Below are 22014 nucleotides of genomic sequence, written 5' to 3'. Positions count from 1 at the left end.
AGTTTTGAGTCAAATCGATTACATTTCCCTGGCCAAAAACATCAAGTCCTGGGCCCTGGAGCTGGGATTTCAGCAGTGCGGGATTACCGACGTCGACCTCGGGGAGCATGCGGAGCACTTCCAGCAGTGGCTGGCGAAAGGCTACCACGGCACCATGAGCTACATGGAGACCCACGGCAGTAAGCGATACCGGCCTGACGAGTTGGTGCCGGGTACCCTGAGGGTGATTTCACTGCGCATGGACTATTGGCCCGAGCAAGATCAGGCGAAAAACGCCGAGGCCGCCTTATCAGAAGATCAGACAGCCTATGTATCACGTTACACCCTTGGGCGTGACTACCATAAGTTGATTCGAAAGCGTCTGGCCCATCTGGCGGAACGAATCACCCAGAAAATCGATAGCAGCCAATACAGGGTCTTCGTGGACAGTGCACCAGTACTGGAACGTGCGCTAGCGCAGAAAGCCGGACTTGGCTGGATCGGAAAGAACACTCTCTTGATCAATCCCAAGGCTGGCTCATACTTTTTTCTCGGCGAAATATTCACCAACCTGTCACTGCCCATTGATGAGCCTTTTGACAGTCACCACTGCGGAAGCTGTTCGTCTTGCCTTGATCTGTGCCCAACCAATGCCTTCGTGGGCCCACAGGTACTGGATGCCAGACGCTGCATCTCCTATCTCACCATTGAACTGAAAGGGGCTATTCCCGAGGATTTACGGCCACTGATGGGCAACCGGATATTCGGCTGCGACGATTGCCAGATGGTATGTCCATGGAACAAGTTCAACCACCCCTCCAGAGAGGAAGACTTCACCCCTAGACACCAACTGGACTCCAGCCAGCTTATTGAACTATTTCACTGGACCGAAGAAGAGTTTCTGGAGAAAACCCAGGGATCCGCTATTCGCCGAACAGGATACGAAAGCTGGCTTCGCAATATTGCGGTAGCCTTGGGGAACGCTACTCCCAGCCGGGAGGTCGAGGTGGCTCTAAAAGCCAAATTGGACCACCCTTCTGAGATTGTCAGGGAACATGTGACCTGGGCCTTGAATCACCTCCGCAAACGTTCGTCCCTGGGTATGACGACGGATTAACTGAGCTTCAGGAAGTGCTCCCGGTAATATTTCAATTCTTCAATCGACTCACGAATGTCTTCCAAGGCCTGATGGGTACCTTTTTTCTTGACCCCTGCTGCCACTTCCGGGCGCCAGCGACGGGCCATCTCCTTCAAAGTGCTGACATCAAGATTTCGATAATGGAAGAAGCTTTCCAGTGATTTCATGTACCGGGCCAGAAAGCGTCGATCCTGGCCAATGGAATTGCCGCACATGGGCGAAGCGCCCGCTTCGCAATGCTCATTCAGAAAATCCAATACCTGCTGCTCAGCAAGCAGTTCAGAAATTTTACTCTGCTTCACTCTCTCAGTAAGACCGCTGTCACCATGGGTTTTCTTGTTCCAGTCATCCATCAAGGACAGCACAAAATCCGGCTGATGCACAGCAATCACAGGACCTTCCGCCACCACTTCCAGATCACTGGTGGTCACAATAACCGCCATTTCAATGATACGATCCATCTCCGGATCAAGTCCGGTCATTTCCAAATCTATCCAAATTAGGTTATCGCGACGTGACATAACTTCTCCACCGAATTACAGTAGCGCAAACCCTACCGGGTGCATTTAGGCGCAATATTACCACAGTGTAGTTGATAGTCTTCTTTAATCCGGCATCAGTGGGATTAAAAGAAGTTTAAACGAGGATTGTATTAGCACCGCATGGGAAAACGCAGACTTACGAAACAACAGAAGTGGCGCATCAAGAAGATTCAGGACGAACGGGCCCGACGGGCTGAGCGTAAAGAATCCGAAGCCGTAGAGCAGCTTGATGCAGGCGATCTGTCAGCAGAACAGAAAGGTCTCGTCATTGCCCACTATGGTCAGCAGTTGGATGTGGAAGCATTGGACGGAGACCTGAAGGGGCAATTGCACAGATGCTATGTCAGGGCCAACATAGACTCCCTCGTCACCGGTGATATCGTAACCTGGCGCGCTGGCTCGGATAACAGTGGCATCATTGTCGCCCGCGGAGACCGGCATACAGCCCTGAAGCGTCCGGATAAGTTTGGCCAACTGAAACCCATCGCCGCGAATATCGATCAAATCCTCATCGTTATTGCTCCCGAACCTGAAGCACATGCCAACCTCATCGACCGTTACCTGGTCGCTGCGGAAGCCGTCGAGATTCCGCCTAAAATCATCATGAATAAGAAAGACCTGATTAACGATGAAAATCAGGCGCGAATAACACATCTGCAATCCCTTTACACCAAACTGGGTTATGACTGGATCGAGGTATCTTCCAAATCCCGAGAGGGTTTAGCGCCCCTGGTAAAATTATTATCCAACAGAACCAGTATATTTGTCGGCCAGTCCGGAGTGGGCAAATCCTCATTGATTCAAATGCTTTTGCCTGAAGAAAACATTCGGGTGGGTGAATTATCTGAGGGTGTGCGTAAAGGCACCCATACCACCACTACAGCCAAATTGTTCCACATGCCGACCGGTGGAGATCTGGTCGACTCACCAGGAATACGGGAATTCGGGCTCTGGCATATGGACGAACTGACTCTGGCCCAGGGATTTGTTGAGTTCCGCCCCTTTCTCGGCGCTTGCAAATTCAGAGACTGCAAGCATCAGGGAGAGCCTGGTTGCGCCCTGCAGTCAGCTCTGGAACAGGGCGAGATTGAAAGTTCCAGAATGGAAAGCTTTCAACGCATCAGAGACTCTCTTGACGATCAGACGATTATTAATACGCACGATTGATTCACAGTCAGACCTTACCAATTGAGCCCCTCAGAGCCGTTTTGCCCGCCATTTTCGGGCTTCTGCTCAATCGGCAAATCCTTGTTTGGATCAAAAGCCGGCTTGCTTAACTCCTGACGAATCAATTTGTCGACTTCACCAGAAAGTTGATTCGTCGATACATCCGAGTCGACCTGCTCGGCGTCTTCAATTTCCGCCTGGGTCTTCTTATTCAGCACAATAATTGAGATTCTTCTGTTCACCGGGTTTAACGGGTCTTTGTCGTCATAAAGTACCGAAGAGGCCAGACCAACAACCCGCGCCAGTCGATTTTCCGGCAGGCCACCGTCAACGAGCGCACGACGTGCAGCATTGGCACGATCAGAAGACAGCTCCCAATTAGTATAGTTGGCACGCCCAAGGTAAGGGGCGCCATCAGTGTGACCGGAGATACTGACTTTATTGCGAACCCGGGTTATCAATTTGGCCAGTTCGTATAGAATATCTTCAAAATAAGGCTTCAGGGTGGAATCACCGCTATCGAACATCGGGCGTTGGCGCTTATCCACAATCTGAATCCGGAGACCTTCCTCTGTTATGTCGATAATCAACTGGTCTTTGAATTCTTTTAGTTTTGCGCTGCTATCGATTTCAGCCAGAATTTCATCCATCAGTTTTTCCAACCGACGCTGCTCAACCTGGGTCGCAATATCTTCAATAGTCTCTTCTTCCATGACAACTTCAGGCTGGGTTTCCGGTGTCTGTGCCGTATCGTCTGTCACGGTAACCGTTACACTACCTTCCAGGTCAATCACATAGGGGCTGCCACCTTCTTCAAAGCCCACAGGATCAGAAAAATAGCCGGCGACGGCTTCTTTTTGTTCCTTGGTTGTAGAAGCACTCAGCCACAACACCAGAAAGAAGGCCATCATCGCTGTGGCGAAATCCGCAAACGCCACCTTCCAGGCACCACCATGCCCCTTGTGATACTTACGGACTCGACGAACAATAATCGGGGGTTGTTCTTCCATCATAACTTCGCCAACCTGGAACTAACCCACAATAAAAATCATGAAACGATCATTCTGCATTCGCCACCTTTACTTCGAGCGAACATAATCATTGAGCTCCTGAAAGCTCGGCCGTGCACCGGAATAAAGCGCTTTTCTTCCAAACTCGATTGCCAACTGCGGCGCCAGCCCCCCCATAGTTGCCAGAATACCGACCTTGACGCATTCATAAGCTTTGATTTCGCTGGCTGCAATATTATGCAGCGCCTGAGCTGTCGGTCCGACAAACCCATAGGCGGCCAAAATCCCAAAGAAGGTTCCCACCAGAGCCGCTGCAACATGGCCCCCTAATTCTTCGGGCGGTCCTCCCAGCGATTTCATCGTAATGACAATCCCGAGAACCGCCGCCACGATACCAAAGCCCGGCAGCGCATCTGCGACTTTATTAACAGCTTCGGCCGGTTTCTCCAGCTCCTGTAGGCGCGTCTCGATCTCCAGGTCCATCAACCCTTCCAGTTCGTGCGGAGCCATGTTACCGCTACTGACTATCCTCAAATAGTCAGTTATGAAATCACGCACACCTAACATGCGCATAATAGTGGGATACCGATTAAAAATCTCACTGTTCTCAGGGTCGTCCACATCTGCCTCTATAGACATCACACCAGACTTCCTCGCCTTGTCGAAAAGATCGTAGAGCAAGGACAGTAAATCCATGAACACAACCTGATTGAATTTACTGCCGACAAACAACGACGGCGCTGAGGCAAATACTGATTTGATCACTTTCGGAGGATTGGCAATCAGGAAAGCACCGAACGCGGCACCACCGATAATGACAATTTCAAAGGGCTGCCAAAGTGCGAGCAACTCTCCATGGGAGAGCACATACCCCCCCAACACACTGGCGATTACGAGCACAGTACCAATGATGAACAGCATATATCTTGTTAGCCACTCCAGACAGATGACAAATAACGGATGATTATCTACATTACAGTAAAGATCAAAAAAGGCTATTTCACAAATACTTATGCAGGAAACCGCGCCGAAATTGCAAGATCTGGAATGGATAGATCAGCTGCTGAAAAAACCTTTGCCGTCTGTCAGCGGAGCAAGCACCATTCTCCTCCGCATGATGGCGGGGAACACCCTCTCCTACCACAAGATGAGCGAGGTGATTCGCAACGATCCGGTGCTGGCACTCAACCTTCTCAGTAACGCCAATCTCCGTACTCACACCCAGGAAAGTCTGGTCAAAACTCTGAGCCAGGCAATCAGCCTTTTGGGCACAGATTTCCTGGAGAATGTCCTGCAAAACACGCCACCTCCGGAGAGGGCGTCCATCCCAGCAGTTGTCACATATAACAAGGCCATAGCCAGCAGCTTTTTCGCGGCCCACCTCGCGCAGTGGTCAGCACAAATGAGGCATCGAGATAAACAGAATGAGTACTACTGGTATGCCCTGTTTTACAGCATGCCGCTCTGGTTGTTATGGCGATACACTCCGAAAAAAATGCAAACCTGGACCAGTCGCCTGGAACACTCTCTGGAATTTCGCCGCACAATGGAAACCAGAGTGTTTGGTGACAGATTCGTCGAAGTGTGGAAACGAATCCATCAGGGTTTCACACTCCCAGAATCCGTCACAGACACACCAATCTTTGACCATATCCATAACAATCGTTTGTTGATCACGATTGAAAGACATTGTCGGAATACGCAACCATCACCTCGCCCGACAAACCGAGAGGCTTTACTTCTGCTAAATCATCCGGGATTCCTGGTCTCCCTGAGCAACTTGATAGCCTTTCATGCTGGCAGGGATATTTACTCCACAATCACCCTGCGACTTATCCGCTGCCTCGCCGTCTATCTGGAACAGTCTCTAAGAGACACTCTACGACACGTGCATGAACTCGCGGTTGAATCCTATCGCCAACATCCCTTGCAATCTGGTAATGGATTAGTAAGTCAGTTGATCGCAGGCCCAGACATTCCACTTGCCATCGACGAAGAACAATCAGCCGAAACCGCCATGAAGCCTACCCACGAGACGGAGCAAACCAGCCCTCCACCAGGAATAGAACAGGAGGAAATCCCTCCGATAGAACTTCGCAAAACTGAACCAGAGAACGTTGAAGAAGATTCTGTACCGATCAGAGCAAACTCATCTGTTCCTGAAGAGAAGACAAGGAAGCCACGCCCGATTCCCAAGACTCCGGACAATCGACAGATGCGCCAAGGAAATCAGGAGCTATACATCAATATCACTCAAACCATGCTGAGGTCCCCGGCACAGTTTAAGGATATTGCCGCCCTCATGAATGGTGCAGCCCGCTGCATTACGTTTGGTGTAGGTTTGAGGACCTGTGTCATCGCACTCATTAATACCAACAAGACCCGGCTGAAAGGTTACTATGCCGCAGACACCCAGGATCGGCCGGAACTGGCCCGAATGGATCTGGACCTTACACGCCCCTCATTGTTCAGCAAGCTGATGGAAAAGCCCTCAAGTATCTGGATCAACCCCGGCAGCTCTGACAAAGTGAAAAAAATGATTCCCGCAGAATTCAGGTCAGTCAATCAAAGCATGGATTTTTTCCTTACCTCCTGCTTTGTAAAATCAAGACCTGTCGCCATGATCTATGCCGACGCCGGCATCAATGCCCTACCGCTAACCGAATTTGAATACGACTGTTTCAAACATGTCTGCAGCGCGACTTCCCAGGTGCTTTACTACTTTTCACAGCGCAACAGCAAGAATGGCAAAAATGCAAAGAGCTAGGCAGCGCCTTAAAAACGTTAGTGTGGCCCTAGTTACGTTGTCAGCCATCTGCTAACATCCGCAGCAGCTGAGCATGTCCGCGACTCAAGCTTATACGCTGAGTTCTGGCAGCGAACAGCGCATTATCCCTTACCTTAGTTACAGGACTTGTCATGGATACAGCCAAAGGCAAACTCCCCTTTATTATTGAACCGGCCGAACTTCAACCTTTATTGGATCAACAGGGCCTGCTGATACTGGATCTGTGTCGCCCTGAAAACTATCAGGCGGGACATTTGCCCGGAGCATTCTATATTCCTCCCGGCGCGACACAGTACGGCCGCCCTCCTGCACCAGGATTACTTCCCCAGGAGCAGCAGCTAAATGCACTGATTCAGCACATCGGCCTGACACCGGATGACCATGTTGTCGTTTATGATGATGAAGGCGGCGGCTGGGCCGGTCGAATGATCTGGCTGTTAAACACCATTGGCTTCAGAAACTGCAGTTATCTCAACGGAGGCTTGGTCGCCTGGCGCGAAGAAGGCCGTCCGGTTGCACAAGATACACCTCAAGCCAAATCCGCGACTTTTACCATGACACTTGATCCAAGCACCACCGTTGAATTGTCAGAACTGGTTGACCTGGTAGGTTCAGATGATCTTGCAGTATGGGATGCCCGTTCGCCAATGGAATATACCGGTCAGCGACAAACCGCGCTACGTAACGGCCACATACCCGGAGCTGTTAATTACGAGTGGACACGCGCCATGGACCCCGCAAACGGACTCAGGTTGAAAGGGATGGAGACGCTGCGACAGGAATTGAATGAAATTGGCATCAATGAAGACAAAAAAATAGTCACTCATTGCCAATCGCATCACCGTTCCGGTCTCGCCTATTTGATCGGAAAAGCTTTGGGGTTCAATATTCGCGCCTATGCAGGTTCCTGGAGCGAATGGGGCAACCACCCTGATACTCCCATAGAAACCTGAGATTCGTTTCGATTAACCTAACTAACCCAATTTGCCCGGAAACATCCATGTCATTGTTTGATCGTATATTTGTGGCCAGCCAGTACGTCACGCCACAACATGCACTATCCAGAGCCGCCGGCAGTCTGGCTGACTGCAAAAGATCCGCTATTAAAAACGCTTTTATCAAGTGGTTTATAGACCGCTATGGCGTCAACATGGATGAAGCGCTAAAGGGATCAGCCGAGGACTACGAGAATTTCAACGATTTCTTCACCCGCGAACTCAAGGAAGGTGTACGCCCGATTCAGGGCGGAGCCAAAAAACTGGTAAGCCCTGTCGATGGCTGTGTCTCTCAGTCTGGCCGAATCGAATACGGCCGCATCTTCCAGGCCAAAGGGCACAGTTTCAGTTTAATCGAGCTGCTGGGCGGAGATTTGCAACGTGCCCAACCGTTTATCGGGGGCGACTTCGCCACCATTTATCTCTCTCCTAAAGACTACCATCGGATACATATGCCGATAGCAGGCGAGCTGCAGCAAATGGTCTACATTCCGGGAGATCTGTTCTCGGTCAACCCTGTCACCGCTGACAGTGTTCCTCGACTGTTTGCACGTAACGAACGGGTAGTGTGCCTGTTCTCAACCGCTTTCGGGCCCATGGCGATGACTCTGGTCGGCGCCATGATAGTCGCCAGTGTCGAAACTGTATGGGCAGGCCGGATTCAAGGACACGGCAAGACAATCAGAAACTTCAGCTACAACCCCGGTGAAGTGAAACTGGCCCAGGGTGAAGAAATGGGCCGCTTTCATCTGGGTTCGACAGTCGTCCTGACTTTTCCGGAGAACGCCATGCAATGGAACTCTGCAGTCACTGCAGAAGCCACACTAAGACTGGGCCAGCAAATCGGCGACATTACTGCCGGCTAGTCTCTAAGTGTAGCCCCAGAAACTATACACGCCCTGCTGGAAAGGCAATGACATCCTGCAGGGTTTTCTGATTCGAAAGTACCATCAGCAAACGGTCCAGCCCCAGGGCAATGCCTGCAGATGTAGGCATTTGCGGCAAAGCCGCCAACAACCTCTCATCGACTGGAATCTCTTTCTTCCCTATTTTCCGGCGTCTGGCATTATCATCTTCAAAGCGCTTTCTCTGCTCCTTGGGATCCACCTGCTCATCATAAGCATTGGCGATCTCAATGCCGTCTATATACAACTCAAACCGTCGCGCCACCCGATTGCCGTATTCGTCAGTTTCGATTCTGGCCAGAGCTGCCTGGGAGGCCGGGTAGTCATGGACATATATCGCCCCGAAAGTCTTTAGCCAGGGTTCCACCTTATGAGTCATCAACAGATCAAGCGCCGTTTCCAAATCCAGTTCTGACACTGGAATCGAAGAACACTCGCTGGCCTGAGACAACAGCGCCTGCTCTTTTTGCCGGCAATCAACCGCAGACTCATCAATAAAAGGATTAATATTAATCGAACGAACAAAAGCGTCGCGGTAACTGATCGATTCAACTTGCCCCTGATACCCCAGAAACCTGAGCAACTCCGTAACCTCTGACAAAAGATCCTGCAGGGAAAAACCCGGACGATACCACTCCAGCATGCTGAACTCTGGATTGTGTCGACTCCCTCTCTCATCCCGACGGAACGCTTTGCTGACCTGGAAGATAGGACCAGATCCCGCAGCTAGAAGACGCTTCATAGCGTGCTCTGGGGAGGTCAACAGATATAGAGGCCTGCAGTCGGGTAACCCCTGAATTTCATAACTGTCCAGATAGGGGTCGGTTGCCGTCACCTCACTTAAAACCGGTGTATCAACCTCAAGTACCCCTCGGTCATGGAAGAATTGTCGCACCCCAGATAAAAACTGCTGCCTGCGCACCAGCATTTCTCGCGTCACTGAGGGTTTCCAATCCGCCGTTGTGTCGTTCATATACGTTCAATCCACTCTCATAACGGCTCTTTTCCACTTCGATGAGCCACGCCAAACAGAAAAATAAAACCGTAGGTATTTAAAGGCCCAAAAAAAGGGCAGATAAACGAGTTACCTGCCCTTAGAACTCCAGTTAGGACTTTTTAGCTTTTGACCCGGCTTACATATTCTGAAGTCCGAGTATCTACGCGAATCATCTCACCCTGTTCAATAAACAGAGGAACGCTGACGACCGCGCCAGTACTCAGGTGAGCAGGCTTACTACCACCTTGAGCGGTATCGCCACGCACGCCAGGATCAGTTTCGACAATTTCCAGCTCTACAAAATTTGGAGGCGTTACTGACAAAGGCGCACCGTTGTACAGAGTTACCGTATAAACATCCTGCTCTTTCAGCCATTTCGTGGTATCACCAACCGCTTTGGCATCAGCAGCGTGCTGCTCGAATGAGCCATCGGTCATCATGAAGTGGTAGAACTCACCGTCGGTGTAAAGGTATTCCATTTCCAGATCGATAACGTCCGCACCTTCCACGCTATCACCAGATTTGAAGGTTTTTTCGCCGACACGACCAGTTTTCAGGTTACGGTACTTAACCCGGTTAAACGCCTGACCCTTGCCTGGCTTTACAAACTCGTTATCGATAATGGTGCATGGGTCTCCATCCAGCATTACCTTGAGACCTGATTTAAATTCGTTGGTAGAATAGTTGGCCATATTCCTCTATCTCTGCAAAAAGGCCCCACTGACCATCAGCGAAGCCTACAAAAAAACGCTGGTAATCTTCCGGATATCCGGCCGCAGACCACCAGTTAACGAAATTAGTTGGAAAATAAATTTGGCAATCATAGCTCGAAACCACCCTTCATTTGAAGCTTCGCCTTCTAAGACATTGAATCCGACCACGCTGATCTGCTCAGACGCGGAGCAGGCAAGCAAGGTCCATTCATCCGCACCTTTGAAGGACTCCTGGCAACAGGATCTGGCACAAATGATCCGATCCGCAGACGAACTGGTCAAATATCTAGATCTCCCGGTAAGCCTGGCAAAACAGGCAGCTGCAGGAGAAAAGCAATTCCCTGTCAGAGTGACCAGACACTACGCAGACAGGATTGAAAAAGGCAACTTGAGAGACCCCTTGTTGCAACAGGTATTGCCACTGGACGCTGAAGGTCTGATGACAGAAGGTTATTCCAGCGATCCACTGGCAGAAAGCCAGTTTCAGGCCACTCAGGGTATCCTGCACAAGTACCATGGTCGGGCTTTACTGGTAACGACGGGAGCCTGTGCCATACATTGCCGGTACTGTTTCCGCAGGCATTTTCCCTATCAGGATCATCGACAGAGTCTGTCGGACTGGGAAGAAAGTCTGCAGATCATCTCACGAGATCCATCTATTTCAGAAATCATCCTCAGCGGTGGAGATCCTTTGATGTTAACCGACAGCCACCTCGGGAAACTGCTGTCGGTGGTAGAAAGCACCCCCCATGTCAGAACTCTGCGTATTCACACCCGGCTACCAGTGGTATTACCAACACGGGTAACCGAAGGACTTCTGCAACTCCTGTCAGAAACGCCTCTTAAGACCGTCATCGTGATACACAGCAATCACCCACGTGAAATTGACCCGCTTACCGGTGATGCCCTGGAGCAACTTTCCAGGCACGCTGACGCACTCTTCAACCAGGCAGTACTGCTACGAGGCATTAATGACAATGGGAATACATTGGCAGAACTCAGCGAAACCCTGTTCCAGCACAGAGTACTTCCGTATTACCTGCACCTGTTGGACAAAGTCACTGGCGCAGCTCACTTTGACACCCAATCCCACACAATTGATCAGATAATGCAGGACCTGCGGAGTCGATTACCCGGTTACCTGGTGCCACGGCTGGTACAGGAAATTCCAGGGGAAAAATCCAAGTCACCTGTCTGGGCCTGAGCAATGATTTTGAGCGCCGCAGTTACAAAATGTAAGCAATTCTGTAAAACTATGTAAGAACATGGGAAATTTCAGCAGAATCCAACGGTTTGCGGATTATTTGCTATTCTAACTACTAAGAACTTAATTTAAGGTGAGATTAGAAAAGGTTCGTGAGAATGTGTCGAGGTTACATTGAATACTCTAGCTATGACGAATGCTTCATCAAAATGGCGCTTTAGTTAGAGTATGAAATGACATCTCACTACACTCTGATTGGCCGGATACCAAGGTCAAGAAGCATACAAAAATTAAATGAGCACAAAATGGTCGTGATGCATGGACGAAACTAGTTCAGCACTTCAAATAACTGTTCCTGAGCAGAAGTTAACCAGTCTTTCCTTCTGTGAGGCGAATCCCAAACAAATGGAGCAGTGGGTAAGTAACCTTCCGATGGCAAATATCGGGGAAACTGCCAAGCGCTTATATCATGCGGTAATGGAACTGAATCAGTTGATACTAGCGCCCAGCGTCCGCTATCAACTGGTGGAAATTCTACGTAGCCCTGTGTATTACGTGTGCAAAGAGCTTTCCAAACACTTTCTCAATCACTCCATTGTGCTCCCGGAAAAGCAGCGCAAGATAGCCAATCTGGCCCAGGCTCTGCAGCTTCACCTGGCCAACGGCTATAAATCGGTTATCCACGATCAGTTAAATCAGGGAGCCAGCGATAAAGCCATCAAAAACCTGGCTCCTGCCTGCCATCGCGCTATCTCCGACCTGGCCCGGTGTGTGGTTCGCTCATACCAACTCTATTGTCAGAGCCCTCCCAACGTATGGCTGGAAATTCACCAGTTGTATAACTTTGCCCATGAGCATGGTATCGAGCATACCAAGGTCAAGGATAAAGAGCTGTCGTGTAACGACGAGACCAGCATTGAGCATACCTATAAACGAATCGTGCTTTTAGGGTGCAGCAAGCCCAACCAAATGCGCCAGAACGATATTTCAGTGGTATATGAGGCTTTTGACGCCTTGGCAGAACACACTCATCTGGCCTATGGCGAAAGTGCAGGACTTTTCCTGATAAATCCCCATAGCGACAGCCCTCCCTACTATCGTGCGCTGCACTCGGGGCCTCCAGTTGCTGACGGCATGGGTTTCGATACTGCCGAACTGGTGGACAAACTCACAGATTACATCGCTTATCTGAACCAGCATAAGCGCGCACCTGATGACATTCTGGATATGCCGGTGCGGGTGGCCGACAATGTTCTTGGGTCTCTCAGCAAAGCGCTCGGCATCCTGACCAAACGCACATTTAAACGCCTATCCACCAACGGCAGGATATTCCTGACGGTCGGATTGTCGTCCACCCACTATTTCTGTGCAGGTAATGTGGACTTTAATGCCCTCCTGATGCGGCAAGATGGGGAAGAGCACGATGCCAATTACTATCTGCACCGGGCGCAGACGTCGGATATCTGGTCCTCCTCATTTGATTCCGGCCCATCCGGAATCAATCGTACCAGTGCCGAAATGACACCTATAAGCTTCACCGGAGCCTCTGGTGGCGCAAGTAGCGACACCAAACGCAACTACTCCCAACACATTGTTCCTCTGATCAATACCAGTCCGGGTGGCTATTGCATCCAATGGTCAGGCGATGTTCCAGGTAATGTCCAGGCCGGGGAACTTCTGGGACTAAGAGAAGAAGAGAATCAGCCCTGGAGTATTGGCGTCATTCGCTGGATTCGCCAAGTAAAACAGCACGGCACACAATTCGGAGTAGAACTCCTCGCCCCCAACGCCAAGCCATGTGGTGTGCAGTTGACACAAAAGACCGGTGACAGCAGTGAGTTCTTACGCGGCTTGCTCTTGCCCGAGCTACCTTCCATCGGCCAGCCTGCAACACTCATTACGCCCCGCCTGCCCTTCCAGGTCGGCCACAAGGTCGTCCTGAATAAAAAGGGAAGGGAATCAAAAGTCCAGCTTAGCCGTCGGGTATCCTCTACAGGAAGCTTCAGTCAGTTTGAAATCAAGTTCCTCAGTCAGGCTATGCAGCAGGCTCAATCCGAAGTGAAGGCAAGTAAGGCGAGTGAAGACGATTTTGATTCACTTTGGCCCACTCTCTAGCCAAGCTAACCAAGAACCGGGGCTGCGAACCCACCTTCGCCAGCCCCAAACATCACAAGTTACATGAATCACCGCGAACAGTTGTCAGAGCGGAATAATTAGTCACCTTTCCCTGAGAAAACTTGAATTTTTCAATCAGGACCGGTGACGATGGTCGCTATTTGAACGAAATCGCAATGAATCTGCACAAAGTCCATTAATCGTCTTGTGAGAATGGCCGGCGACTCCTAGAATAAAAAAGTTGTTTACCGAAATGGACATACTGTTGTTGCGTTTTCTTTTACAGGTCATCAACATGCAGCAACTCTATATCGAATTAAGTTAGCCTGATTACATGCAGAAAAAAAATCAAACCGTACATTTGCTGCTTCTGGACTCTTCGCAAAATGACGCAGAGAAAGTGGTCAGCCTCATGCGCAATGCAGGAAAGGCAACCAGAGCGCACCGCGTTACCAGCCTGGAAGACCTGGACGAGTCTCTGGCGGAGCAGGTATGGGACCTGTTCATCTCACGCGAATCAGATGGTGAAGTGACTTATGCCGCCTGTCTTGAGCAAATTAAACAGCAGGAGAAGGATATCCCCTTTATTGTCCTGTTAGAAAACTTTGACGAAGAAACGGCGATTGGCGCGCTCAAACAAGGTGCCCGGGATGTTCTTCCGGCAGACTCACTTTCCAGATTAATGCTCGCTGTAAAGAGAGAGTTGGGGGATCTGGAAGAAAGACGCAAACGCCGTAATATGGAAGTCTACCTCAGGGAAGCAGAAAAACGCTGTAATATTCTGCTGGAAAGCTCCATGGATGCGATTGCGTATATCAATGAAGGTATGCATGTATTCTCAAACAAAGCATATCTGGATCTTTTCGGTTATGAAGACATCGATGACCTGATGTGTATCCCTGTCATGGACACCGTTGCCGGCAACAGTAAAGAAAAGTTCAAGAGCTTCATGAAGCGTATGAACGAAGGGAGTTCCTCGGGCAACGAACTGACCTGCACGATTCAGAAAGAGGACGGTACGGAGACGGATGTCGTCATATCGTTCTCTCAGGCCACCTATGATGGTGAAGCCTGCACACAGTTGATTGTCAGACCTGAAGTTGATTCAGAGCTCGAAGAAAAGCTGAGAAAATTCAGCAGCGAAGATCTGCTCACCGGTCTGTACAACAAGATTCATTTTATGGAACACCTGGACAACATTGTTGAAAAAGCGCTCAACCGTGAAGTTCAGGCCAATCTACTCTATCTCGAACTGGATGACTTCAGTAATGCCCGAGCCGAATATGGCATTGCCGGTGCTGATACCATCCTGGCCGACGTGGCTTCCATGCTGCGCAAAGTCTGCCCTGAGGATTACGCCATTGCGCGGCTGGGAGATGAAACCTTTGGCATCATCAGCATGATGTCTGACACCAAGGCAGCGGAAAAGTTTGCCAAGGATTTATGCCACCAGATTGCAGAAAATCTGTTTGAGGTTGGTGACAAAACGGCTCAAATCACCGCCAGTATTGGTATTGCCAGAATCAACGAGAACGCGCCAGCCGCCAATGACCTGATGACGCGAGCCCACAGAGCCTGCTCACATGTAAATACACTGAAAGGCTCGGAAAAAGGCAATGGTGTGTATGTCTATAACACTGTCGATTTTGAGGGTGACGCCAGTAGCGAAGACTTGATGGCAACCCTACAGACAGCACTGGATAACAATCGATTCAAGCTGCTGTTCCAGCCGATTATAGGCCTTCGTGGTGAAGGGGAAGAGCACTACGAAGCCTTCCTTCGAATGATCAACGAGAAACAGGAAGAAATCAGCCCGTCTAAATTCCTGCCGATTGACTCAAGTGCGGAACTTTCCACAAAACTGGATCGCTGGGTCATTCTGCAGAATATCAAGAGCCTTAGCTCTCATCGCTCCAAGGGACACGACTCAAGACTGTTTCTCAATATCACCCCTCATACCATTGTGGACAAAAGCTTTGTTGAATGGCTTGGTGTTGCACTGAAAGCCGCCAAATTGCCAGGAAACTCCCTGATCTTCCAGATCAAGGAAAGCGATGGAATCGAATATCTGAAGCAGGCCAAAGAATTCACCGAAGGGTTGCAGAAACTCGGCTGCAAAATATCCATCAATCAATTCGGTTGTGCCTTGAACCCTTTCAACACCTTCAAACACATAAACGCAGACTATGTGAAACTGGACGGGTCTTACACTGAAGAAATTCAGAAAGACGAAAAGGCCCGGGCACATGTGAAGGAGATCATTCAGCGACTTCAGGAAGCGGAGAAATTGACGATTGTTCCCTTTGTGGAGAATGCATCTGTACTGTCAACCCTATGGCAGGCAGGGGTCAACTATATCCAGGGTTACTATCTGCAAGAGCCGACGACTGAAATGAACTACGACTTCAGCGAGGGAGAGTAACTCTCTCCTGTCCCCTCCAAAAAAAAGGACGACAGATATGTCGTCCTTTTTTTATATAGCTTGGAACTTCAGCACTTTATAACTCTTCCAGCAAAGCCGTATCGCTGTCCCTGAAGCCTAATAAATACAGAATACTGTCCAGCCCCAAAGTAGAAATAGAGTGTCTGGCAGACTCCTTGACCAATGGCTTGGCGCGGAATGCCACACCCAGCCCAGCGACGCTGAGCATAGGTAGATCGTTAGCCCCGTCTCCGACAGCAATAACCTGCTGCAACTGCACCCCTTCGCGCTCAGCAATTTCATGGAGAAGTTCAGCCTTACGGGCACCATCCACTACTCTGCCGGTGACTTCCCCTGTTACGGCTCCGTCTTTAATATCCAGTTCGTTGGCATAGATGTAATCAATACCCAGTTTATTTTGCAGATACTTGGCAAAATAGGTGAAGCCTCCAGACAAAATGGCTGTCTTATAGCCCAGCTTGCGTAGAGTACTGATGAGCTTCTCAGCCCCCTCGGTCAATACCAGGCGCTGACAGACGTTTTCCAGTACAGATTCCGGCAACCCTTTTAGCAGCCCCACTCTCTTTTTAAAGCTCTGTGAGAAGTCCAGCTCGCCACGCATAGCGCTTTCGGTAATCTCTGACACCTGATCCCCAACACCCGCTTCTTTGGCCAACTCATCAATCACTTCGGCTTCAATCAGAGTGGAATCCATATCGAACACAACCAACCTTCGGTTACGACGGAAAATATCATCTTTCTGGAAAGCAATATCCACCGCGAGTTCGTTAGCCACCTGCAGGAATTCTTTCTTCAGTTCGTTGAGATCACTTGGATTTCCACGCACCGAGAACTCAACACAGGCTTGTGCCTGAGAACGATCCTCATATAGAGACAAGCGACTGGAGAGCCGGGTAATATTGTCGATATTCAAACCGCTGGCCGCCGTAATGCCGGACACTGTGGCAATCTGTTCGGCAGTAATTTCCCTGGAAAGCAGAGTGACAATATAGCGATCCTTGCCTTTTCCACTCACCCATTCCATATATTCTTCATCAGTCACCGGCGTGAACTGCACCTGCAGATTCAGCTCATGCATTCTGAATAATAAATCTTTCAAAACCGGCGCTGATTCCTGAGATGCCGGAATCTGTACCAGAATTCCCCAGGTCAGATGGTCGTGGATGACCGCCTGCCCGATATCCAGAATGACCAATCCATATTCCGCCATAATGTGGGTTATGGATGATGTCAGTCCGGGTTTATCCACCCCGGACACATTGATCAATAGTATTTCATTCACTCGTCAGATACCTGTCTACACAGTACTACGTCAGTCCGCTGAGTTTTCGTCAGCCGGTTTTGCGTCCGTCAAGACTTCCAGTCGGTCTACTCTCTGCAGCCCGCGGGGCAGTTTATGACCCCGACGACCACGCTCCCCAATATAATGAGCCAGATCTGAAGCACTTAACTTCAGGAAGCGTTTGCCCGCATGAATCACCAGACTCTCTTCTTCTCCCACAATCGCCATATGAGCCATCCATTCCTCACGCGCCTGCAGTCTGGCAGACGGAATGCTGATGATTTTATTGCCTTTGCCCTTGGCAAGCTCGGGCAGTTCGCTGATAGGAAATACCAGCATCCGTCCCTCATTGGAGACTGCCACAAGATGCGGGTTAGAGCGCTTTCCAAGCAACTGAGGAGCCATCACCTCTCCTCCTTTGGGCAGGGAGATTAACGCTTTACCAGCCCGGTTTTTAGATTGCATGTCTTCAACAGTGGCCACGAAACCATATCCGGCATCAGAAGCCAGTAGCACTTTGGCTTTATCATCGCCCATCAACACATGCAGCATACCGGCGCCTGACGGTGGGTTAACTCGTCCGGTAATCGGCTCGCCCTGTCCCCGGGCGGACGGCAGCGTGTGCGCTGGCAAACTATATGAGCGACCGGTACTGTCGAGGAAAATCGCATTCTGGTTACTGCGCCCAAGCGCAGCCGCCCTGAACTTATCACCGGACTTATAGTTAAGCCCCACGGGATCAATATCATGCCCTTTTGCGGAACGGACCCAACCTTTTTCCGAAAGCACAACCGTGACGGGTTCCGAAGCAATCAATTCAACTTCACTAAAGGCCTGGGCTTCCTGAGCCTCTACCAATGGAGAGCGACGCTCGTCCCCAAAGGTTTCCATGTCTTCCTTGATTTCCAGTTTTACTTTTTTACGCAGTCTGGCTTCTGATCCAAGAATTGACTCGAGACTTTTACGCTCTTTCTCCAGCTCTTCCTGCTCGGCCTTGATTTTCATCTCTTCAAGGCGAGCTAACTGACGCAATCGGGTATCCAGCACCCAATCAGCCTGTACTTCAGACAATCCAAAGCGCTCCATCAGCGCCGGCTTGGGTTTGTCTTCTGTCCGGATAATATGAATTACTTCGTCAATATTCAGAAATGCGATCAGCAAACCGTCCAAGATATGCAACCGGTCCAAGACCTTTTGCAAACGGTGTTGCAGACGTCGCCGGATTGTTTCAGTGCGGAATGTCAGCCATTCTTTGAGTAATGTACGCAAATCTTTGACAGCCGGGCGGCCATCCAGTCCGATGACATTCAGATTGACCCTGTAGTTTTTCTCAAGGTCTGTGGTCGCAAACAAGTGAGCCATTAAAGATTCTGCGTCAACCCGGTTTGAACGCGGAACAATAACCAGGCGAGTTGGATTTTCATGGTCAGACTCATCGCGCAAGTCAGCCACCATGGGAAGCTTTTTGGCTTGCATCTGCTGGGCGATCTGTTCCAGCACTCGGGCGCCGGATACCTGATGGGGCAACTCAGTGACGACAATATCCTGCCCTTCACTGATATACTTGGCCCGCATCTTGACTGATCCACGGCCGGATTCGTACATTTTCAGCAGATCTTCAGTGCTGGTGACAATTTCACCACCGGTAGGAAAATCCGGCGCAGGGACAAAAGTGGCCAAATCCTGAACCGTTGCAGAAGGATGATCGAGCAAATGTATGCAAGCCTCTGCCACCTCTCTGAGGTTGTGGGGAGGTATATCCGTGGCCATACCCACCGCAATCCCGGTCGTGCCGTTCAGCAGAAGATTAGGTAATCGTGCCGGCAAGACAGACGGTTCATCCAGACTGCCATCGAAGTTCGTAACCCAATCAACCGTCCCCTGACTGACCTCTTTCAGCAGGACTTCTGAATATTTTGCCAATCGGGACTCTGTGTAACGCATCGCCGCGAAGGATTTGGGGTCATCTGCCGAGCCCCAGTTGCCCTGTCCATCTACCAGAGGATAGCGATAGGAAAAGGGCTGGGCCATCAACACCATGGCTTCATAACAGGCGCTGTCCCCATGAGGGTGGAATTTACCCAAAACATCACCCACTGTCCGCGCAGACTTCTTGTGCTTGGCCGCAGCATTCAGCCCCAACTCAGACATGGCGTATACAATTCGCCTCTGCACAGGCTTGAGTCCATCCCCGATGTGTGGCAACGCCCGGTCAAGGATGACGTACATCGAATAATCGAGATAGGCTTTTTCCGTATACTCCTTCAAAGGAAGGCGCTCGATACCCTCGTCAAACATTGTGCTCATATATTTCAGGAAATCTCTTATACGTTTATTAAGTTGTGAGAAACAACCTCAACCAGTACGGAGCCTGCACCCCACGCCTGGCGACAACCGTACTCTACGCAAGGATGCCCTCAAGATAAAGTCCCGGTAAGCAGATGTACGCATTTTACTGCTTTTCCGTGATCCGTAAGATCGCACCCAATCCAAGAGGCTACAGGAGGGCTCGAAGCACTTGTACGTCGTTGAATCCGAAGCGGGCACTGAGCAGGCAGATCACTCAGTATCAACCTCCCGCGTAGTTCCCATGGGCATTAGTGCATGTGCCCTGATGATCGCAGTGGATTATTTGTTATCGGGCAATTGGAGTGGTGCCCCGTATTTCTTCCTGGCAGGTTTGGTTTTAGCGCTTACTGCCTACCTGGGAAGAAAAGCCAAAAGGAGAAAAAGGACTTCATCATACAAAACCAAAGAGAACAACCCAGCCAAGCTGACAGGTGTTCACAGCCAGGAAAAGGCATAGGATAAGGCCGAATAGGAAACCTGGAAAGGGAATTGTTGTTTATCCTTCCATAATCAAGTGCCGGCACCCAAATAAGAACTACCACGTGCCGACACATATTCCATTAAAATCGCCGGATGTCATGCCAGCTCTATTCCTGGCCCCTCGATTGCCTAGCTCTGGCTCCTTGATCATTTAAAAATATTGCCCGTAAATTGAAGTATCCTGAGGGTCTCAGAAGGATCTGACTGTTATCAGCTCTGGGGCTGGCCGTTGCCTGGAATAAACTCAACTGTCATTTGTTCCGGGGGCAAGGGCTTGAAGGGTAATGTGAGGCGATGGTCAACAGGTTTAGCCACAGCAAATATGCTTTGGCCCGACTCGTGTGCGCGCAGGGAGTAAACCATACCGACCAGCATGCAGGTTACCAAAAGCGCTGTAAGCAGCGTTTTGAATCCTAGGTCGAGTAATGGAAGAGTGGCTACAGCGTCACGCATCTTTCCTGAGTGTCCTGTCATCAGTTGTATATGATAAACACTCACAGTCTACCAACTCGCCCACAAAACGCTGTGTCTACTCGGTAGCCTTTTGTTACGCTAATTTGTGCAAATGAAAAAAATTATCAATACGCCCAAGCCAATAACCATTTTTGTTAATCCCTGTTCCCATTTGCTTTCATGAAAACAGGGAAAATCTGTCTCCCACCCTCAATAAATTCCTTGGCGAGAGCTTTTACAACAAAGCCGGACTAATACCAGTCGGTCAGCAGAATGCCGATTCCGATACGTTTGGTGCGGTGGTTGTAATCAATCAGGCTTTCTCCGTAACCGTTGTAATACTGAATGTAACCTTTCAACCGACCGCCCAGAGGAAAACTATAGGAGAGCTCAAACGACGTCTTATTATCACTGCGAAAATTATTGAACAGGCGAAGGTTATATATCGCCTCTTCATTCTCACGCTTATAAGTTACCCCGAATTCACTGTATCCGAGATAACGTTCAATATCCGGGTTATCGTCCTTACTTTCATCTTCAGGTAGCCGCCACCAGGGACGGGCCGACAAAGTCAGGTTGCCCTTACTGAAGATCATGCCGGCAAATACTCTGTTCCAACTTCTGGACAGCGGATCTGAACGCCCATTTGACTGGTGATTGATACCAACAGCATAGTACTCGGAAGAAAAGCCAAAAATGCTCAGCGGCTCTTTATAAAGCAGCATCAATTCCGGTTCGTAATTACTTTCACGAAACGGCGCAGATTTTTCCTGATTATAAACCTGCCAATAGGAACGCTGAGTATAGGCAAACCATAAGCTGGTTCTCTCCGGCATGAGATTGCGGGCAAGCTGAACTTTAAAACTGATCTGGAATTTGGCTTCCGATCTGTCCAGGTCCTTAAAACCATCCACCCTCTCCTGCGTTGGTGAATAAGGGTCAAGATTGGGATTATGATTATAGGTATAGAGCAGAATATAGTTCGGATGATGAGGAATAATGACGAAGCTGTTATCACCAATCGATTGCTCAAAACTCAAACGACGGTCCAACGCCCCCTCATCATTGGAAGACATCTCGTCCTCAAAACCTTCTATACCTTCACCACTCCCATCTGAGGTGTCCGTCCGACCTTTAGCGCCACTCCATCTTTCGGCAAAACGGTCATAACACGCCAGCCTCTCCGAGGTTTCCTTTATCTCCTGGCAGTCGGAAAGTTGTACTTCCGGGGTATGACTCTCTGCAAGGCAATTGACAGAAAATACTGACAGGATCATCAGCCCGCTGGTTATTTCCTTTACAACACTCCTGAGTTTTTGCATAAATTCCTCTAACCTGGGATCCATCAATCTATCGAACCCTCACACTTTCTCACCGGCAGGCTAAAAACTGCCGATAATATTTTTGACCCGTCATGATACTCATCACAGCTATTCAGCATCCGGACAGGAACA

Annotated in this window: 18 protein-coding genes; 9 read left to right on the top strand and 9 right to left on the bottom strand. The window is 49.8% G+C overall.

Features of this window, described 5'->3' with window-relative positions; genetic code table 11:
- The first annotated feature begins 4 nt into the window (after positions 1 to 4).
- Positions 5 to 1096: a tRNA epoxyqueuosine(34) reductase QueG gene (queG, locus tag F566_RS0113730; protein WP_020407573.1), complete on the top strand. Its 1092-nt coding sequence runs from the start codon at positions 5 to 7 to the stop codon at positions 1094 to 1096.
- Here the strand turns inward: queG and orn are convergent.
- The gene (gene orn / locus F566_RS0113725; RefSeq protein WP_020407572.1) at positions 1093 to 1638 is read right to left on the bottom strand and encodes an oligoribonuclease; all 546 of its coding nucleotides are present in this window, start codon (positions 1636 to 1638) and stop codon (positions 1093 to 1095) included. The genes queG and orn overlap by 4 nt on opposite strands.
- A gap of 141 nt (positions 1639 to 1779) precedes the next feature.
- Here orn and rsgA point away from each other — a divergent pair, with 141 nt between their 5' ends.
- Positions 1780 to 2826, top strand: a complete 1047-nt coding sequence (gene rsgA / locus F566_RS0113720) for a small ribosomal subunit biogenesis GTPase RsgA (RefSeq protein ID WP_020407571.1) — start codon at positions 1780 to 1782, stop codon at positions 2824 to 2826.
- Positions 2827 to 2840: 14 nt separating this feature from the next.
- On the opposite strand, the gene motB is transcribed toward rsgA, so the two are convergent.
- Together motB and motA are read right to left on the bottom strand one after the other, a co-directional pair.
- A complete protein-coding gene (gene motB / locus F566_RS0113715; protein ID WP_020407570.1) occupies positions 2841 to 3839 on the bottom strand; it encodes a flagellar motor protein MotB in 999 nt (332 codons plus the stop codon).
- Between the two features lie 66 nt (positions 3840 to 3905).
- A complete protein-coding gene (gene motA, locus F566_RS0113710) occupies positions 3906 to 4757 on the bottom strand; it encodes a flagellar motor stator protein MotA (RefSeq protein ID WP_020407569.1) in 852 nt (283 codons plus the stop codon).
- 112 nt (positions 4758 to 4869) lie between these two features.
- Here motA and F566_RS0113705 point away from each other — a divergent pair, with 112 nt between their 5' ends.
- From F566_RS0113705 to asd, 3 genes are all read left to right on the top strand, one after another.
- Positions 4870 to 6603 (top strand): HDOD domain-containing protein, encoded by a 1734-nt coding sequence (locus F566_RS0113705; protein ID WP_157496787.1) that lies wholly within the window; start codon positions 4870 to 4872, stop codon positions 6601 to 6603.
- A gap of 152 nt (positions 6604 to 6755) precedes the next feature.
- Positions 6756 to 7577, top strand: coding sequence for a sulfurtransferase (locus tag F566_RS0113700; protein ID WP_020407567.1), 822 nt, complete (start codon positions 6756 to 6758; stop codon positions 7575 to 7577).
- Between the two features lie 47 nt (positions 7578 to 7624).
- Positions 7625 to 8485, top strand: coding sequence for an archaetidylserine decarboxylase (asd, locus tag F566_RS0113695; protein ID WP_020407566.1), 861 nt, complete (start codon positions 7625 to 7627; stop codon positions 8483 to 8485).
- Between the two features lie 22 nt (positions 8486 to 8507).
- Here the strand turns inward: asd and epmA are convergent, their stop codons facing one another.
- Positions 8508 to 9497 carry an EF-P lysine aminoacylase EpmA gene (epmA, locus tag F566_RS0113690; protein WP_020407565.1) on the bottom strand — a complete coding sequence of 330 codons (990 nt, stop codon included), beginning with the start codon at positions 9495 to 9497 and terminating at the stop codon, positions 8508 to 8510.
- A gap of 143 nt (positions 9498 to 9640) precedes the next feature.
- Positions 9641 to 10213 carry an elongation factor P gene (efp, locus tag F566_RS0113685; protein ID WP_020407564.1) on the bottom strand — a complete coding sequence of 191 codons (573 nt, stop codon included), beginning with the start codon at positions 10211 to 10213 and terminating at the stop codon, positions 9641 to 9643.
- Between the two features lie 121 nt (positions 10214 to 10334).
- On the opposite strand from efp, the gene epmB reads away from it, so the two are divergent.
- The 3 genes from epmB to F566_RS0113670 all read left to right on the top strand — a co-directional run bounded on the left by epmB (position 10335) and on the right by F566_RS0113670 (position 15975).
- The gene (gene epmB / locus F566_RS0113680; protein WP_245555252.1) at positions 10335 to 11438 is read left to right on the top strand and encodes an EF-P beta-lysylation protein EpmB; all 1104 of its coding nucleotides are present in this window, start codon (positions 10335 to 10337) and stop codon (positions 11436 to 11438) included.
- Positions 11439 to 11756: 318 nt separating this feature from the next.
- Entirely contained in the window at positions 11757 to 13553 is a 1797-nt protein-coding gene (locus tag F566_RS0113675; protein ID WP_020407561.1) for a hypothetical protein, read from the top strand.
- A 334-nt stretch (positions 13554 to 13887) separates the two neighbouring features.
- Positions 13888 to 15975, top strand: a complete 2088-nt coding sequence (locus tag F566_RS0113670) for an EAL domain-containing response regulator (RefSeq protein WP_020407560.1) — start codon at positions 13888 to 13890, stop codon at positions 15973 to 15975.
- A gap of 76 nt (positions 15976 to 16051) precedes the next feature.
- On the opposite strand, the gene serB is transcribed toward F566_RS0113670, so the two are convergent.
- Together serB and parC are read right to left on the bottom strand one after the other, a co-directional pair.
- Complete coding sequence (gene serB, locus F566_RS0113665; RefSeq protein ID WP_020407559.1) at positions 16052 to 17278, bottom strand: phosphoserine phosphatase SerB; 1227 nt, start codon at positions 17276 to 17278, stop codon at positions 16052 to 16054.
- A 30-nt stretch (positions 17279 to 17308) separates the two neighbouring features.
- Positions 17309 to 19585 (bottom strand): DNA topoisomerase IV subunit A, encoded by a 2277-nt coding sequence (gene parC / locus F566_RS0113660; RefSeq protein ID WP_026179994.1) that lies wholly within the window; start codon positions 19583 to 19585, stop codon positions 17309 to 17311.
- Between the two features lie 211 nt (positions 19586 to 19796).
- Between parC and F566_RS0113655 the strand changes: the two genes are divergently transcribed.
- Positions 19797 to 20084, top strand: coding sequence for a hypothetical protein (locus tag F566_RS0113655; protein ID WP_020407557.1), 288 nt, complete (start codon positions 19797 to 19799; stop codon positions 20082 to 20084).
- 233 nt (positions 20085 to 20317) lie between these two features.
- On the opposite strand, the gene F566_RS0113650 is transcribed toward F566_RS0113655, so the two are convergent.
- The gene (locus tag F566_RS0113650; protein WP_020407556.1) at positions 20318 to 20560 is read right to left on the bottom strand and encodes a hypothetical protein; all 243 of its coding nucleotides are present in this window, start codon (positions 20558 to 20560) and stop codon (positions 20318 to 20320) included.
- Positions 20561 to 20811: 251 nt separating this feature from the next.
- Positions 20812 to 21882, bottom strand: coding sequence for a phospholipase A (locus F566_RS0113645; protein ID WP_157496786.1), 1071 nt, complete (start codon positions 21880 to 21882; stop codon positions 20812 to 20814).
- Between the last annotated feature and the right edge of the window lie 132 nt (positions 21883 to 22014).

It is taken from the genome of Hahella ganghwensis DSM 17046 (genome assembly GCF_000376785.1).
GTDB lineage: Bacteria > Pseudomonadota > Gammaproteobacteria > Pseudomonadales > Oleiphilaceae > Hahella > Hahella ganghwensis.
This window is presented reverse-complemented; position numbering and strand designations above follow the sequence as displayed.

What these genes read in the sequence shown, in the direction of transcription:
- orn (WP_020407572.1), bottom strand. Translation starts at nt 1,638, where the DNA reads ATGTCACGTCGCGATAACCTAATTTGGATAGATTTGGAAATGACCGGA.
- rsgA (WP_020407571.1), top strand. Translation starts at nt 1,780, where the DNA reads ATGGGAAAACGCAGACTTACGAAACAACAGAAGTGGCGCATCAAGAAG.
- motB (WP_020407570.1), bottom strand. Translation starts at nt 3,839, where the DNA reads ATGATGGAAGAACAACCCCCGATTATTGTTCGTCGAGTCCGTAAGTAT.
- motA (WP_020407569.1), bottom strand. Translation starts at nt 4,757, where the DNA reads ATGCTGTTCATCATTGGTACTGTGCTCGTAATCGCCAGTGTGTTGGGG.
- F566_RS0113700 (WP_020407567.1), top strand. Translation starts at nt 6,756, where the DNA reads ATGGATACAGCCAAAGGCAAACTCCCCTTTATTATTGAACCGGCCGAA.
- asd (WP_020407566.1), top strand. Translation starts at nt 7,625, where the DNA reads ATGTCATTGTTTGATCGTATATTTGTGGCCAGCCAGTACGTCACGCCA.
- epmA (WP_020407565.1), bottom strand. Translation starts at nt 9,497, where the DNA reads ATGAACGACACAACGGCGGATTGGAAACCCTCAGTGACGCGAGAAATG.
- efp (WP_020407564.1), bottom strand. Translation starts at nt 10,213, where the DNA reads ATGGCCAACTATTCTACCAACGAATTTAAATCAGGTCTCAAGGTAATG.
- F566_RS0113675 (WP_020407561.1), top strand. Translation starts at nt 11,757, where the DNA reads ATGGACGAAACTAGTTCAGCACTTCAAATAACTGTTCCTGAGCAGAAG.
- F566_RS0113670 (WP_020407560.1), top strand. Translation starts at nt 13,888, where the DNA reads ATGCAGAAAAAAAATCAAACCGTACATTTGCTGCTTCTGGACTCTTCG.
- parC (WP_026179994.1), bottom strand. Translation starts at nt 19,585, where the DNA reads ATGAGCACAATGTTTGACGAGGGTATCGAGCGCCTTCCTTTGAAGGAG.
- F566_RS0113650 (WP_020407556.1), bottom strand. Translation starts at nt 20,560, where the DNA reads ATGCGTGACGCTGTAGCCACTCTTCCATTACTCGACCTAGGATTCAAA.
- F566_RS0113645 (WP_157496786.1), bottom strand. Translation starts at nt 21,882, where the DNA reads ATGCAAAAACTCAGGAGTGTTGTAAAGGAAATAACCAGCGGGCTGATG.